Origin of the sequence: Enterobacter sp. LU1 (assembly GCF_008271405.2) — a bacterium.
Classification (GTDB): domain Bacteria; phylum Pseudomonadota; class Gammaproteobacteria; order Enterobacterales; family Enterobacteriaceae; genus Enterobacter; species Enterobacter hormaechei_C.
In genome coordinates this window covers 2,842,507-2,857,550 of sequence record NZ_CP043438.2, presented here as the reverse complement: position 1 = coordinate 2,857,550, position 15,044 = coordinate 2,842,507, and the positions used below count along the sequence as shown (strand labels likewise).

Here is a 15,044-nt window from a genome sequence, read left to right as displayed (position 1 = left end):
GGTCGTTACTCCATCATCTTCTCAATTGGCAGCACCAGAATGGAACTTGCGCCCAGCGCCTTCAGTTTTTCCATGGTTTCCCAGAACAGGGTTTCGCTGCTGACCATGTGCATCGCCACGCGCTGCTGGTCGCCCGCCAGCGGCAGAATGGTTGGACGCTCAGCGCCCGGCAGCAGGGCAATCACTTCGTCCAGGCGCTCGGTCGGCGCATGCATCATGATGTATTTGGATTCACGCGCCTGAATCACGCCCTGAATGCGGGTCAGCAGTTTGTCGATGAGCTGCTGTTTGGCGTCGGCCATCTCGCCGTCGCGCTGGATAAGGCACGCTTTGGAGCGGTAGATCACCTCCACTTCGCGCAGGCCGTTCGCTTCGAGCGTGGCGCCGGTGGAGACGAGGTCACAGATGGCATCGGCCAGGCCCGCACGCGGCGCCACTTCAACAGAGCCATTCAGCAGACAGGATTTAAACTGCACGCCTTTTTGATCGAGGTAACGCTTCAGCAGGTGAGGGTAAGAGGTGGCGATACGTTTGCCGTTCAGCGCGGCCGGGCCGTCCCAGGCTTCATCGACCGGCGTAGCCAGCGACAGGCGGCAGCCGCCAAAGTCCAGACGACGCAGGGTAAAGTAGCGCGGATCTTCGCCCTGCGCGCGGCGGGTTAATAACTCTTCTTCCAGTACGTTTTCGCCGATGATGCCGAGATCAACGACGCCATCCATCACCAGGCCCGGGATATCGTCATCACGTACGCGCAGAATGTCGATCGGCATATTTTCAGCCAAGGCGATCAGGCGCTGGGTGTGCAGGTTGATTTTAATCCCGCAGCGGGCCAGCAGTTCGCGTGAATCGTCGCTTAAACGGCCTGATTTTTGAATAGCTATGCGTAAACGTGAGTTATCTAACATTCTGTGTTCCTCGTTAACCTGTTTTAACCTGTCTGAATGCGGTCCAAAAAAAAGCCCCCGGAAGAAGATCTTCCGGGGGCTTTTTCATGCGTTCATGCACCACTGGAAGATCCAAACGTCTTCCAGCACACATCGCCTGAAAGACTAGCCAGGATGATGGTGATGATGGTGGTTTTTAAAAGGAACGCGTGTCATATAAATTCTCGTTGAATGCTTATGCATTTGATGTCTTTTAACCTAAACCAGTTGTACGCCATAAAGCAAGGGCTTTTTTTGATCATTAATTCATTTCATATTGATGGTATGAATTGTGCGTTCCACCAGGCTGGCGTAGCCTTATAACAAGCGTCGTTAAGCGGAGAATGTCATGAAAAAGGTCGCGATTGTCGGGTTAGGGTGGTTAGGAATGCCACTGGCGATGTCATTAGCCGCGAAAGGCTGGCAGGTGACAGGGAGTAAGACCACCCGGGATGGGGTTGAAGCGGCACGCATGTGCGGCATTGATGGTGTCGAGCTGCGTCTCGAACCCGAGCTTATCTGCGATACCGACGAGCTGGATGAACTGATGAATGTGGATGCGCTGGTCATTACCTTACCGGCGCGGCGCAGCGGCCCGGGTGAGTCTTTTTACTTGCAGGCGGTGCAGGAGATTGTCGACAGCGCCCTGGCGCACCATATCCCGCGTATCATTTTCACCAGCTCCACCTCCGTCTATGGCGATATCGACGGTACGGCGAAAGAAAACACCGAGCGCCGTCCGGTGACCGCCAGCGGCCGGGTACTGAAAGAGCTGGAAGACTGGCTGCACAATTTGCCTGGCACGCAGGTGGATATCTTACGCCTGGCCGGACTGGTGGGGCCGGGGCGTCATCCGGGGCGCTTCTTTGCCGGTAAATCCGCGCCGGATGGCCAGCACGGGGTTAATCTTGTGCATCTTGAGGATGTTATCGGCGCCATAGAACTGCTTTTGCAGGCTCCGAAAGGGGGGCACATCTATAATATATGTGCGCCTTCGCATCCGCCGCGCAGTACCTTTTATCCGCTGATGGCGCGCCAGCTGGGTCTGGCGCCGCCGGTATTCAGTGAGGCGCAGGGGGAACGCAAAGGCAAAATTATTGATGGCAATCGTATTTGCCATGAACTGGGATTTGAATATCAGTATCCCGATCCGCTGGTTATGCCCATGGAATAATTGCGCCGGCGGAGACAATCGCACACCGCAAGGGGGCGAAGATGAAACCGCTGCTGGATGTTCTTGTTATTCTGGATGCGCTGGAAAAAGAGGGGAGCTTTGCCGCCGCCTCGGCGAAGCTCTATAAAACCCCTTCGGCTCTGAGCTACACCGTGCAAAAGCTCGAGAGCGATCTTAATATCCAAATCCTTGACCGCACCGGGCATCGCGCGCGTTTCACCCGTACAGGGCAGATGCTGCTGGAAAAAGGGCGTGACGTGCTGCATACGGTTCGCGAGCTGGAAAAACAGGCCGTTAAACTTCACCAGGGCTGGGAAAATGAGCTGGTGATTGGGGTTGATGATACATTCCCTTTCTCCCTGCTTACTCCGCTTATTGAGGCGTTCTATCAGCGCCATAGCGTCACCCGTCTGGTTTTTATCAATGGCGTGCTGGGCGGTTCCTGGGAGGCCCTGACGCAGGGCAGGGCGGATATCATCGTCGGGGCGCTGCATGAGCCTCCCCAGTTAAGTGAATTTGGTTTTGCGCGGCTGGGTGTTCTGGAGCAGGTTTTTGCCGTTGCGCCTCATCACCCGCTGGCGAATGAACCGGAGCCTGTTACCCGACGCGTCATTAAAAACTATCGCGCCATTGTGGTTGGAGACAGCTCTCGCCCCGAATGCGGCATTTCATCGCAGCTGCTGGATGAGCAGGAGGCCATCACCGTTTTTGATTTTAAAACCAAGCTGGAGCTGCAAATAAGCGGCCTGGGGTGCGGTTACCTTCCCCGTTATTTAGCGCAGCGGTTTATTGACAGCGGAGCGCTGGTGGAAAAACAGGTTTTAGCGCAGAGCAGTAACGAATCGGTATGGGTGGGCTGGAATGAACAGACCGCCGGGCTTGCCAGCGCCTGGTGGCGAGACGAAATTTTAGCAAATAGTGCTATCGCTACAGTTTACACTCAGGCAGGTGATGGGAAATCAATCAGTTAGTAAAATTAATTTATGGGCAGGTTTCTCAATGTATTGCCTTTTGTATCTGGAATAGGGCAAAATGCCGCCGCTGCAAACAAATGAATAATCGACGATATAAAAGGCGTCGGTTATTTTTTTTTGCATGTACGAAACGAAACTAAAAACCAAGAGGCCGGGCTTCGTACCGGATAGATATTTACTAAAATCCGACAGTTGTTGTCGCTGAGGAAGAAAGAAATGGGGCAATTTTTCGCTTACGTGGCGGTTATCACCGTAAAGGAGAATAACTATGTCGCATAACGCAACTCCAAACACCTCTCGCGTGGAATTACGTAAAACGCTTACGTTGATTCCGGTTGTTATGATGGGCCTTGCCTATATGCAACCGATGACGCTGTTCGATACATTCGGTATCGTATCAGGCCTTACTGACGGTCACGTTGCAACGGCGTACGCCTTTGCGCTGGTCGCCATCCTCTTTACAGCGCTGAGCTACGGTAAACTGGTTCGCCGTTTCCCGTCCGCAGGCTCTGCGTACACCTATGCTCAGAAATCCATTAGCCCGGCGGTTGGCTTTATGGTGGGCTGGTCATCACTGCTGGACTACCTGTTCATGCCGATGATCAACATTCTGCTGGCAAAAATTTACTTCGAAGCGCTGGTGCCTTCCGTGCCGTCGTGGATCTTCGTTGTGGCGCTGGTGGCCTTTATGACCATCTCTAACCTGCGCAGTATCAAGACCGTGGCTAACTTCAACACCCTGATTGTGATCCTTCAGATGGGGATTGTTGCGGTTATCGTTGGGCTGATCATCTACGGCGTTTCCCACGGTGAAGGCGCAGGTACGCTGACCAGCACCCGTCCGTTCTGGTCTGAAGGCGCGCACGTAGTGCCGATGATCACCGGTGCAACTATCCTGTGCTTCTCGTTCCTGGGCTTCGACGGTATCTCTTCTCTGTCTGAAGAGACCAAAGACGCTGAGCGCGTGATCCCGAAAGCGATTTTCCTGACCGCGCTGATTGGCGGCCTGATCTTCATTGGTGCGTCTTACTTCTTACAGCTGTACTTCCCGGATATCTCTCGCTTTAAAGATCCGGATGCATCACAGCCTGAAATTATGCTGTACGTGGCGGGTAAAACCTTCCAGTGGGGCGTGCTGATCTTCTCCAGCGTCACCGTACTGGCTTCCGGTATGGCTGCGCACGCGGGCGTCTCTCGTCTGATGTACGTGATGGGCCGTGACGGTGTGTTCCCAACCCGCTTCTTCGGTTACGTGCATCCTAAATGGCGTACCCCGGCGTGGAACGTGCTGCTGGTGGGCGCTATTGCCCTGCTGGCGATTAAATTCGACCTGGTAACGGCCACGGCGCTGATTAACTTTGGTGCGCTGGTGGCGTTCACCTTCGTTAACCTCTCCGTGATTTCGCAGTTCTGGATCCGTGAGAAGCGCAACAAGACGCTGAAGGACCACATCAACTATCTGGTGCTGCCAGTGTGTGGTGCCCTGACGGTGGGTGCGCTGTGGATTAACCTGGAAGAGAGCTCAATGGTTCTGGGTCTGATCTGGGGTGCGATCGGTCTGATTTACCTGGCTTGCGTGACCAGAAGCTTCCGCAACCCGGTTCCTCAGTACGAAGACGTCGCGTAAGACTGTGTCGGGTGGCGGCTACGCACCCGACCTACGGACTTCTAAACCGTAGGCCGGGTAAGCGTTAGCGCCACCCGGCAAAAAAAAAGCCGGAGACATCGCCTCCGGCTTTTTTGTACCCGCTACTCAGACAATTTCTTGCGCATACTGGAACAGCGCTTTCAGCAGCGCCTGCTTCTCAGCATTCCCTTCATACTGACCGTAAAGCATCTCCAGCTCCTGGGCGTAGCTATTAAGAAACTCCGGCGTAAACACGTTGCGCCGATGCTGTAACCAGCGTTCCTGCTCTGCTTCATCCAGCGTGCCGGGATAGTTGCGCGCGCGATAATTAAACATCAACTTCTCAATGCGCTTATCTGCGAAGGTGATATCCAGCGCGGGCAGGTTACGCGGGTCGGTTTGCAGCACGATATTCATCGCCGCGCGATCGGCGTCGCTGAAGAAGCCGTTATAAAGCTGCGCATCCACATTCTCAGACGGCACGAACGGCTCAGCTTCGGCAAAAATGGCGACGGCTTTCTCGCGCACATGCGGGTTGTCGCGCAGCACTTTCAGGTTATCGAGGCAGTGCTGACGGTTAATCCCCAGCCGGTCGGCGTCTTCCGGGCGCAGCGTGTTGGCCTGCGCCAGCACCGGGCACTTATTGATGTGCACCAGTTTTACCGGTACGGCTGGCAGGTCACCCAGCGCCTCTTTCGGCGTATAGAGCCGTTCACGTAAGGTGTCGCTGTCGAGCTCAAGCAGCGGGGAGATATCTCCGGCGAGATCCACCATGATGACGGCGTTACGGTTGTCCGGATGCCAGGCAAGCGGCGCCACCCAGCTTGTATTCCCGCGCCACGCACCGAACATCCCTGAAATATGCACCAGCGGTTTCATCTGCGGCACGTCAATTAGCGTCATCAGCTTTTGCTTGCTGCGATGGCTCAACAGATACTCAAACAGGCGCGGCTGCGCGGTTTTTACAAGTTTCGCCATAGCGATGGTCGCGTAAACGTCTGCCATCGCGTCGTGGGCGTTGCTGTGCTCAATGCCGTTGGCCCGCGTCAGGTGCTCGAGCCTGAAGCTCGGCAAGCCGTCGTCGTTCTCCGGCCAGTTAATCCCCTCCGGGCGCAGCGCATAGCAGGCGCGCATGATATCCAGCAAATCCCAGCGTGAATTACGGTTCTGCCAGCTCCAGGCATACGGATCGTAGAAGTTGCGGTAGAAGATATTGCGCGTCACTTCATCGTCAAAACGGATGTTGTTGTAACCCACCACGCAGGTATTGGGCACCGTGAACAGGTCGTGGATGCGACGGGCAAATTCTGCTTCGCTAACGCCTTTATCCCGCGCTTCCTGAGGCGTGATGCCCGTCACCATTACCGCGCCCGGCTGCGGCAGATAGTCATCGGCGGGCTTACAGTAAAACACCTCGGGTTCGCCGATGACGTTAAATTCGTCATCGGTACGGATAGCCGCAAACTGCGCCGGTCGGTCCAGCGCCGGATGGGTGCCAAAGGTTTCGTAATCGTGGAACAAAAAAGTCGGGCGCGCGGCAGAGTCAGACACCAGTAATCTCATCCTGTTAAAAATTGACGTCTCTATGGTAAACGATTGGGGTGAGCAGTCCGAATAAAAAGCACCGTCAGGCAAGAAATTTGCGAGATTTGTTCCGAAAAAATCTGCGTGCTGTCACATTTTTTTGCAATTAAGGCAGGTAACGACATCAGAACTCCCGTAAAAAGGTCATCGATTTTTACTGACCTGAGGATATACCGTTGAAACGCCGTCTGTTTATTGCTGTTTCTTTACTCGCTTCGAGTATTTCTTCCGCGCTGGCTGCCGAGCCGCTGGATTTTTCACCTCAGCCACCTGCCATCCAGGCTGGCTCCTGGGTATTGATGGATTACACCACGGGTCAAATCTTAACGGCGGGCAACGAACATCAGCAGCGTAATCCGGCGAGCCTGACCAAACTGATGACGGGGTACGTTGTCGATCGTGCTATTGATAGCCACCGCATCAGCCCCGATGACATTGTGACGGTCGGACGTGATGCATGGGCAAAAGGCAATCCGGTCTTTGACGGTTCGTCGCTGATGTTTCTGAAGGAGGGCGATCGGGTTTCCGTGCGCGATCTCAGCCGCGGCCTGATTGTTGATTCCGGCAATGACGCCTGCGTGGCGCTGGCGGATCACGTGGCGGGCGGTCAGCCGCAGTTCGTCAGGATGATGAATGACTACGTTGAAAAGCTGAACCTGCGCGATACCCACTTCGAAACCGTACACGGGCTGGATGCACCGGGTCAGCACAGCTCCGCTTACGATCTCGCCGTGCTTTCCCGGGCCATCATTCACGGCGAGCCTGAGTTCTATCACATGTACAGCGAAAAGAGCCTGACCTGGAACGGCATCACCCAGCAGAACCGCAACGGCCTGCTGTGGGATAAGACCATGAACGTGGATGGCCTGAAAACGGGTCACACCTCGGGCGCGGGCTTTAACCTGATTGCCTCCGCGGTGGACGGTCAGCGTCGACTGATTGCGGTGGTGATGGGGGCAGACAGCCCGAAAGGACGTGAAGATCAGGCGCGCAAGCTGCTGCACTGGGGACAGCAAAATTTTGATACGGTGCAGATCCTGCATAACGGTAAAAAAGTGGGAACCGAGCGCATCTGGTACGGCGATAAAGAGCAGATCGCGCTGGGCACGGATCAGGACTTCTGGCTGGCATTACCCAAATCGGAAGTGCCAAACATCAAGGCGAAATACGTGATGGATAAAAAAGAGCTGGAAGCGCCGATCGCCGCGCATCAGCGGGTAGGGGAGATCCAGCTGTACGATCGTGACAAGGTGGTAGCGCACTGGCCATTGGTTACGCTGGAAAGCGTTGAAAAGGGCGGCCTTTTCTCCCGCCTCGGCGATTATCTGCATCATAAACTCTGACCTTTTTGGGCAGACTGGCAGTGTTGCGAGTCTGCTCACATAATAAACACTCCTGGTTTGCCGATAATCTCGATTCTGCTTTACAGTGTATATATATACAGTAATAAACGGAGGCAGCATGGACTACAGCATCAGGCAGCAACAGAAACGTACGATCGCTGGCTTTCATCTCGTGGGGCCGTGGGAAAAGACGGTCAAGCAGGGATTTGAACAGCTGGTCATGTGGGTAGACGGGCGTCATATTCAGCCGCAGGAGTGGGTGGCCGTTTATTATGACAATCCGGATGACGTGCCGGCAGAAAAGCTCCGCTGCGTTACCGCCGTAACGGTAACGGACGATTTCACTATCCCTGAGAACAGCGAAGGGGTGATGATGACCGAAATTGCTGCCGGAGAGTATGCGATTGCCGCCGCGCGCGTCGAAAATCATGATTTCGCCACTCCATGGTATCAGTTCTTCAACTCCCTGCTGGAAGACAACAAATTCCAGATCGCGGCAAAACCCTGCTTCGAACGTTATCTTAACGATGGCAATGCTGACGGCTACTGGGATATTGAGATGTTTGTACCGGTAGAGCACAAAGTGGGATAATCCTGCGGAATGCAGGGTTTTTCAGCCGGGCGCGATCCACCCGGCTGAAAACACAGTACAATTGTGGTTTGCCGTAGAGCTGGAGACGGGTGTGAGCCCCGACAAGTCATTAACCCCTTTTGAAATTCGGTTATACAAACATTATCGCGTGGTGCACGGTTGCCGCATTGCGCTGGCGTTTGTGTTGACCTTCGTACTGGTTCGTCTGCTGGATATCCCGGAAGGGACGTGGCCGCTGATCACGCTGGTGGTGGTGATGGGGCCGATCTCATTCTGGGGGAACGTGGTCCCGCGCGCTTTCGAACGCATAGGCGGCACCGTTTTAGGCTCAGCGCTTGGGCTTATCGCCCTGAAGCTGGAGCTGATTTCGTTTCCGGTCATGTTGCTGTGGTGCGCGGTGGCGATGTTTCTTTGTGGATGGCTGGCCCTCGGCAAGAAACCGTATCAGGCGCTGCTGATTGGCATTACGCTCGCGGTTGTGGTCGGCGCACCGGCGGGCGATATGACCACCGCATTGTGGCGAAGCGGGGACGTGATCCTCGGCTCGTTGCTCGCCATGCTGTTTACCGGCATCTGGCCGCAGCGCGCCTTCCTGCACTGGCGCATTCAGATGGCAAACTACGTCACGGCATTTAACCGGGTCTACCAGGCCGGGTTTTCGCCGAATCTGATTGAGCGCCCGCGGCTGGAAAAGCACCTGCAAAAAATCCTCAATGATGTGGTCAAAATGCGCGGGTTGATTACCCCGGCAAGCAAAGAAACCCATATCCAGAAAGCCATTTTTGAAGCTATTCAGACGGTCAGCCGTAATCTGGTCTGTATGCTTGAACTGCAAATCAATGCCCACTGGGCCTCACGCCCCAGCCATCTTCTGATGCTCAACGCGCATACGCTGAAAGAGACGCAGCAGATGACGCAACAAACCCTGCTGACCATCGCCCATGCGCTCTACGAAGGTAACCCACAGCCGATACGGGCGAACAGCGAGCGGCTGAACGAAATCGTCGCCGAGCTCAAACAGCTGATGAATGAGCGCCAGGGCGACAATGTGGCGGAAACGCCCATCCATGGTTATGTCTGGCTGAGTATGGAGCTGGCGCGACAGCTGGAGTTGTTATCACAGCTGATTTGCCGGGCATTGCGCAAATAAAAAGCGTATGTGATGCCTGCTGCTTCGATTCAGCAACAATTAGGGTTATGATGGTTTTAAACGATATACTCATTGTCATTCGCAGCCGCTGTCTGTTAAAACGGTTGCTTTAACGAATCCGAATCTCACATTATCAGGGGTGTAAAAATGGAAACTACCAAGCCTTCGTTCCAGGATGTTCTGGAGTTCGTCCGCCTGTTCCGCCGCAAAAACAAGCTACAGCGCGAAATCCAGGACGTAGAGAAGAAGATCCGTGACAACCAGAAACGTGTCCTGCTGCTGGACAACCTGAGCGACTACATCAAGCCAGGTATGAGCGTTGAAGCTATTCAGGGCATCATCGCCAGCATGAAGAGCGATTATGAAGATCGCGTTGATGACTACATCATCAAAAACGCTGAGCTGTCCAAAGAGCGTCGCGACATCTCCAAGAAGCTGAAAGTGATGGGCGAAATCAAAAACGTCGACGCTAAAGGCGAGTAATCGCACACTCTGTTGCCCGGTGGCGCTGCGCTTACCGGGCCTACAGGACTGTTATTACGTAGGTCGGGTAAGGCGAAGCCGCCACCCGACAATTTCACGAACGCAGAAAAGCAAAAAGCCTGCTCTAAAAGCAGGCTTTTTAAATTTGGCTCCTCTGACTGGACTCGAACCAGTGACATACGGATTAACAGTCCGCCGTTCTACCGACTGAACTACAGAGGAATCGTTGTGGAGGCTTATCTTAGCGGCGAAAAAACTTTTGTCAAACCTGATCTCAGGCAAAAGCGTTTGTTTGATGATTCTGTCGTCATTTTGTTGTAAATCCAAACATAATTTTATGGAAAATACTTTGCAGGATACGCATTTCTGCCCCATCATTTGAAATGGAGTTTCAACTTTCTCGCTAAGGTCCATTTTGAACGTCACCGCACCCCTACGCCAGGCGATTATGCGCACGCCCTGGTATGCAAAACGTAAGAGCTATCGAGTTCTGTTCTGGCGTGAAATCACCCCCCTTGCCGTGCCTATTTTCCTGGAGAATACCTGCGTCCTGCTAATGGGGGTGCTGAGCACCTTTCTGGTGAGCTGGCTCGGTAAAGAAGCCATGGCCGGGGTAGGGCTGGCGGACAGTTTCAACATGGTGGTGATGTCCTTCTTTGCCGCTATCGATCTCGGTACGACGGTGGTGGTGGCGTTTAGCCTGGGCAAGCTTGATCCGAAGCGTGCCCGCGAAGCGGCCAGACAGTCGCTGATGATCATGACCCTCTTTTCGATCATCCTTGCGGCGGTTATCCATTATTACGGCAAAGAAATTATCGACATTGTCGCGGGAGAAGCGACCAGCGAGGTGAAGGATCTGGCTCTCACCTACCTGGAAATGACGGTGCTGAGTTATCCGGCGGCTGCCATCGCGCTGATTGGTAGCGGTGCGCTTCGTGGAGCAGGAAATACCAAAATTCCGCTGCTGATCAACGGCGGCATGAACATCCTGAATATCATTATCAGCAGCGTTTTGATTTACGGCGTCTTTTCCTGGGAGGGGCTGGGCTTTGTCGGCGCGGGTTTGGGGCTAACCATTTCCCGCTATATTGGTGCGGCGGCGATAATTGGCGTACTGATGGCGGGAATTACGCCATCGCTGCGCCTGACACTGAAAAGCTATTTCCGTCCGCTTAACTTCGCCATTATCTGGGAAGTGATGGGGATCGGGATTCCGGCCAGCATCGAATCCGTGTTGTTTAACGGTGGGAAACTGCTGACGCAGATGTTTGTTGCCGGGATGGGAACAGACGTCATCGCCGGCAACTTTATTGCCTTCTCCATCGCCTCACTCATTAACCTGCCGGGAAACGCGCTGGGGTCGGCGTCGACGATCATCACCGGCAGACGCCTCGGAAAGGGGCAGATAGGGCAGGCGGAACGACAACTTCGGCACGTCTTCTGGCTTTCAACTATTGGACTGACGGCGATTGCGTGGGGAACTGCGCCTTTTGCCGGGCTGATGGCCTCGTTCTATACGCATGAAAATGACGTGAAAGAGGTCGTGAAGGTGCTCATTTGGCTCAACGCGGCGTTTATGCCAATTTGGGCCGCGTCCTGGGTACTTCCTGCCGGGCTGAAAGGGGCGCGCGATGCCCGGTTTGCGATGTGGGTCTCCATGCTCGGCATGTGGGGCTGTCGCGTTGTGGCGGGCTACACGCTGGGGGTAATGTTGGGTATGGGCGTTGTCGGCGTCTGGCTGGGGATGTTCCTTGACTGGGCCGTGCGCGGGGCGCTGTTCTACTGGCGCATGGTGAGCGGGCGCTGGCTGTGGAAATATCCGCGAAAAAAACCGGAGCAGGAGGTTTCGGAAACGGCAAGTGCCTGACAAATGTGCGAAGTGGAGAATAAATCGGCAAACGATTGAAAATCTGCATTCACCCTTTGACATCCTCAGAGCGCATCGATAATATGCGCCCCGTTCACACGATTCCTCTGTAGTTCAGTCGGTAGAACGGCGGACTGTTAATCCGTATGTCACTGGTTCGAGTCCAGTCAGAGGAGCCAAATTTGAAAAGCCTGCTTTTAAAGCAGGCTTTTTGCTTTTCTGCGTTCGTGAAATTGTCGGGTGGCGCTCCGCTTACCCGACCTACGGAATCCCAGGCCGGGTGAGTGGGTCCTTGTTATCAGCGGAACGGTGGCTCATTGAAGGTGCGCAGCTTGCGGGAATGCAGTTTGTCGCCCTCTGCACGCAGTAAATCGATGGCGCGAATACCAATCTGAAGATGCTCTGAGATCGCCCCTTCGTAAAAACGGTTCGCCTGGCCCGGCAGTTTGATCTCGCCGTGCAGCGGTTTATCGGACACGCACAGCAGCGTGCCGTAAGGGACGCGGAAGCGATAGCCCTGCGCGGCAATGGTGGCGCTTTCCATATCGATTGCGACCGCACGGCTGAGATTGAAACGCAGGGCGGAGGCGGAATAGCGCAGCTCCCAGTTACGATCGTCGGTGGTGACGACCGTACCGGTACGCAGGCGCTGCTTCACCTCTTCACCCGGCATGCCGCTCACCTCTTTGGTGGCGTCGTACAGGGCGCGCTGCACTTCAGCGATACTCGGGATAGGAATATCCGGCGGCAGAACCGCGTCAAGGACATGGTCGTCACGCAAATAAGCGTGGGCGAGGACGTAATCGCCAATCAGCTGACTTTCACGCAGGCCGCCGCAGTGGCCGATCATCAGCCAGACGTCCGGGCGCAGTACCGCCAGATGGTCGCAGATGGTTTTCGCATTCGACGGGCCAACGCCGATGTTAATCAGCGTAATGCCCTGACCGTCGGCGGTGATCAGGTGCCAGGCTGGCATCTGGTGCTTTTTCCACGCCAGGTCGGAGATGGCCTCTTCCGGTGCTTCGGTTTCGGCGGTGATCCAGATCCCGCCCGCGCAGGAGAGGGCGATGTAAGGGCTGTCCGGGTCGAGGATCTGGCTACAGCCCCAGCGGACAAATTCGTCCACATAGCGGGTGTAATTGGTAAACAACACGAACGGCTGGAAATGTTCGGCTGGGGTGCCGGTGTAGTGGCGCAGGCGTGCCAGCGAGAAATCGACACGGCGGGCATCAAAGTGCGACAGCGGTGAAAACTCTGCCGGGTGATAGATCCCGTCCGCCGTCTCATCGCCAATCTGCGACAGCTCAGTGGTCGGGAAGTGGCGGGTCAGCCCCGCGCTCATGGAGCGATCCAGCGTCAGCGCCGAGCCGTCTATCACGTACGGGTAAGGGATCTCGTGCAGGGACGGCTCAACGCTGATATGCGCGCCGTAATCCTGATACAGCAGGGTAAGCTGCTCTTCCAGATAGGGGCGGAACAGCGCTGGTCGCGTGATGGTCGTGCTGTAACAGCCGGAGTGGGTGAAACGCGCATAGGCGCGGGTTTTTGGATTGCTGCTGGCGCTGCCGTCCCAGGTGACAGAGAGCGATGGATAAACAAAAAGGCCCTGGGTTCTGGCCTTTTCATCGGGAAGTTTCCCTGTTTCGATATAGTCACTGATGGCGCTGCGCAGTGCATTGACGGACTGTTCATACAGCGCGTCGAGTTTTTCCAGCGCCTGAGCCGGGGTCAGGCTGGAGCCCTTATTATTCATGTCTGTCTCCTTGTTCCACAGGTGTGCGGCTTTACCCGATAGTATGTCACACGCCTGTGAAACAAAAGTGAGGAGATCAGCTGTGCGCGGTTTCCTTCATCAACAGGGCGGTGGCGGCAGAAAGCAGGCAACCCGCCAGCAGATAAATCGCCACGCTGTGCCAGTTACCGCCGGAGAACGTCACCAGCGCGGCGGCGATAAACGGCGTAAACCCGCCGCCGACCACGCTCGCCACCTGATATCCCACGCCCGCGCCGCTGTAGCGGTAGCTTGCGCCAAACAGCTCGGTAAACATTGGCTGCTGCACGCAGACCACCATATCGTGAGCGATGTTCGCAAGCATGATCGCGAAGAAGACAATCCAGAAGACCGACTGTGCCTCCAGCGCCATAAAGAACGGCCAGGCGCTGAGTGTGCCAATGAGCGCCCCGGTGATATATACCCGTCGACGGCCAAAGCGATCCGCCAGCCAGGCGAAGCAGGGGATGGTCAGGCAGCTGATCCCGCCCACCACCAGGCCGATATTCAGGAACAGCTCGCGCGGCAGCCCGAGATTCTGCGTGGAATAGTTCAGGGCAAAGGCGGTGACGATATACATCGTCAACAGTTCGCACAGGCGCAGGGCGATAATTTTCAGAAAAGCGCCAGGGTGCTGCACCAGCGCTTCCATCACCGGCAGCCGTTTTTTCGCGACCGGTTTTTCGCGCTGCTGCCGTCTAAACTCAGCCGACTCTTCCATGCCGTAACGGATCCACAGGGCCACCACGACCAGCACAATGCTGAAGATAAACGGAATACGCCAGCCCCAGCTCAGGAACTGCTCGTCTGTCGTGAGCTGGCTTATTAGCGACACCAGGCCCGTGGAGAGCAGCAGACCCACGCCATAACCCACCTGCACGCCGCTGCTGTAAAACGCTTTCTTGTTCTTCGGCGCGCTTTCCACGGACAGCAATGCCGCGCCGCCCCATTCGCCGCCGACGGCAAAGCCCTGAATGGCGCGCAGCGTCACCAGCAACACCGGGGCCCACCAGCCAATCGAGGCAAAGGAGGGCAAAATACCGATCAGCGCGGTGGCAATGCCCATCATCCAGACGGTGAGCATCAGCATACGTTTCCGGCCAAGGCGGTCACCGAAGTGGCCGAAAATTATCCCGCCCAGCGGACGAAACAGAAAACCGACGCCGAAGGTGGCAAACGCAGCAAGCGTGCCCATGGCGGGGCTGATCTGGGGAAAGAATTCACGGTTAAAGACCAGCGCAGCGGTAATACCGTAGAGCAGAAAGTCATACCAGTCGACGACGGCGCCTGCGAAGCTACCTAAAGCAGCGCGGCGGGCGCGGTTAAGCGAAGGTGTCTCCTCGTTGCGGCGAGCGGAGATAAGGGTGGAGTCCATAGTTGTCCTGTCTGTACTGATTTTTAATTATTGGTATAAGAAAAGGTCACTCACATCGCGGCCGTCATATTGACGGAATGTATGAGACTACCGCGACAGGCGGCCTGAGAAAACGTTTTTATCTTTCCTGAAAGCGCAGAATAAATAAATTTCATCTTATCGGGCGACAACATAAATCAGC

General features: G+C 55.3%; 14 protein-coding genes, 2 tRNA genes and 1 other annotated feature. Of the genes, 10 read left to right on the top strand and 6 right to left on the bottom strand.

Features of this window, described 5'->3' with window-relative positions; all coding sequences use genetic code 11:
* Window positions 1-5: 5 nt before the first annotated feature.
* Both hisG and hisL read right to left on the bottom strand, forming a co-directional pair.
* On the bottom strand, window positions 6-905 hold the full coding sequence (gene hisG, locus FZF21_RS13735; RefSeq protein WP_000886595.1) for an ATP phosphoribosyltransferase: 900 nt from the start codon (window positions 903-905) through the stop codon (window positions 6-8).
* A gap of 45 nt (window positions 906-950) precedes the next feature.
* Window positions 951-1,074 (bottom strand) — a sequence feature (His leader region).
* Window positions 1,050-1,100, bottom strand: coding sequence for a his operon leader peptide (gene hisL, locus FZF21_RS13730; RefSeq protein ID WP_131618339.1), 51 nt, complete (start codon window positions 1,098-1,100; stop codon window positions 1,050-1,052). (Overlaps the previous feature by 25 nt.)
* Before the next feature lie 172 nt (window positions 1,101-1,272).
* On the opposite strand from hisL, the gene FZF21_RS13725 reads away from it, so the two are divergent.
* From FZF21_RS13725 to FZF21_RS13710, 4 genes are all read left to right on the top strand, one after another.
* A complete protein-coding gene (locus tag FZF21_RS13725) occupies window positions 1,273-2,097 on the top strand; it encodes an SDR family oxidoreductase (protein ID WP_017383300.1) in 825 nt (274 codons plus the stop codon).
* Between the two features lie 41 nt (window positions 2,098-2,138).
* Window positions 2,139-3,068 carry a LysR substrate-binding domain-containing protein gene (locus FZF21_RS13720; RefSeq protein ID WP_047728942.1) on the top strand — a complete coding sequence of 310 codons (930 nt, stop codon included), beginning with the start codon at window positions 2,139-2,141 and terminating at the stop codon, window positions 3,066-3,068.
* Window positions 3,069-3,287: 219 nt separating this feature from the next.
* Window positions 3,288-3,350, top strand: coding sequence for a membrane protein YoeI (gene yoeI, locus FZF21_RS13715; protein ID WP_099458931.1), 63 nt, complete (start codon window positions 3,288-3,290; stop codon window positions 3,348-3,350).
* A complete protein-coding gene (locus tag FZF21_RS13710) occupies window positions 3,340-4,698 on the top strand; it encodes an APC family permease (protein ID WP_006811203.1) in 1,359 nt (452 codons plus the stop codon). The genes yoeI and FZF21_RS13710 overlap by 11 nt, the downstream gene beginning before the upstream one ends.
* A 126-nt stretch (window positions 4,699-4,824) precedes the next feature.
* On the opposite strand, the gene sbcB is transcribed toward FZF21_RS13710, so the two are convergent.
* Window positions 4,825-6,252, bottom strand: a complete 1,428-nt coding sequence (sbcB, locus tag FZF21_RS13705) for an exodeoxyribonuclease I (RefSeq protein WP_180240627.1) — start codon at window positions 6,250-6,252, stop codon at window positions 4,825-4,827.
* Window positions 6,253-6,452: 200 nt separating this feature from the next.
* Between sbcB and dacD the strand changes: the two genes are divergently transcribed.
* The 4 genes from dacD (at window position 6,453) to FZF21_RS13685 (ending at window position 9,850) form a co-directional block, all read left to right on the top strand.
* Window positions 6,453-7,625, top strand: a complete 1,173-nt coding sequence (dacD, locus tag FZF21_RS13700; RefSeq protein ID WP_047740833.1) for a serine-type D-Ala-D-Ala carboxypeptidase DacD — start codon at window positions 6,453-6,455, stop codon at window positions 7,623-7,625.
* 118 nt (window positions 7,626-7,743) lie between these two features.
* Window positions 7,744-8,217, top strand: a complete 474-nt coding sequence (sbmC, locus tag FZF21_RS13695) for a DNA gyrase inhibitor SbmC (protein WP_017383302.1) — start codon at window positions 7,744-7,746, stop codon at window positions 8,215-8,217.
* A 91-nt stretch (window positions 8,218-8,308) separates the two neighbouring features.
* Complete coding sequence (locus FZF21_RS13690; RefSeq protein ID WP_149121283.1) at window positions 8,309-9,367, top strand: FUSC family protein; 1,059 nt, start codon at window positions 8,309-8,311, stop codon at window positions 9,365-9,367.
* Between the two features lie 147 nt (window positions 9,368-9,514).
* Window positions 9,515-9,850: a DUF496 family protein gene (locus tag FZF21_RS13685; protein WP_000450410.1), complete on the top strand. Its 336-nt coding sequence runs from the start codon at window positions 9,515-9,517 to the stop codon at window positions 9,848-9,850.
* 146 nt (window positions 9,851-9,996) lie between these two features.
* Here the strand turns inward: FZF21_RS13685 and FZF21_RS13680 are convergent.
* Window positions 9,997-10,072: transfer RNA gene (locus FZF21_RS13680), tRNA-Asn, on the bottom strand.
* Between the two features lie 226 nt (window positions 10,073-10,298).
* Here FZF21_RS13680 and emmdR point away from each other — a divergent pair.
* Both emmdR and FZF21_RS13670 read left to right on the top strand, forming a co-directional pair.
* Window positions 10,299-11,717 carry a multidrug efflux MATE transporter EmmdR gene (gene emmdR / locus FZF21_RS13675; RefSeq protein ID WP_023294986.1) on the top strand — a complete coding sequence of 473 codons (1,419 nt, stop codon included), beginning with the start codon at window positions 10,299-10,301 and terminating at the stop codon, window positions 11,715-11,717.
* 103 nt (window positions 11,718-11,820) lie between these two features.
* Window positions 11,821-11,896: transfer RNA gene (locus FZF21_RS13670), tRNA-Asn, on the top strand.
* A gap of 119 nt (window positions 11,897-12,015) precedes the next feature.
* On the opposite strand, the gene FZF21_RS13665 is transcribed toward FZF21_RS13670, so the two are convergent.
* The gene (locus tag FZF21_RS13665; protein ID WP_015572404.1) at window positions 12,016-13,470 is read right to left on the bottom strand and encodes an AMP nucleosidase; all 1,455 of its coding nucleotides are present in this window, start codon (window positions 13,468-13,470) and stop codon (window positions 12,016-12,018) included.
* Between the two features lie 76 nt (window positions 13,471-13,546).
* On the bottom strand, window positions 13,547-14,863 hold the full coding sequence (gene shiA, locus FZF21_RS13660; RefSeq protein ID WP_149121284.1) for a shikimate transporter: 1,317 nt from the start codon (window positions 14,861-14,863) through the stop codon (window positions 13,547-13,549).
* Window positions 14,864-15,044: the final 181 nt, after the last annotated feature.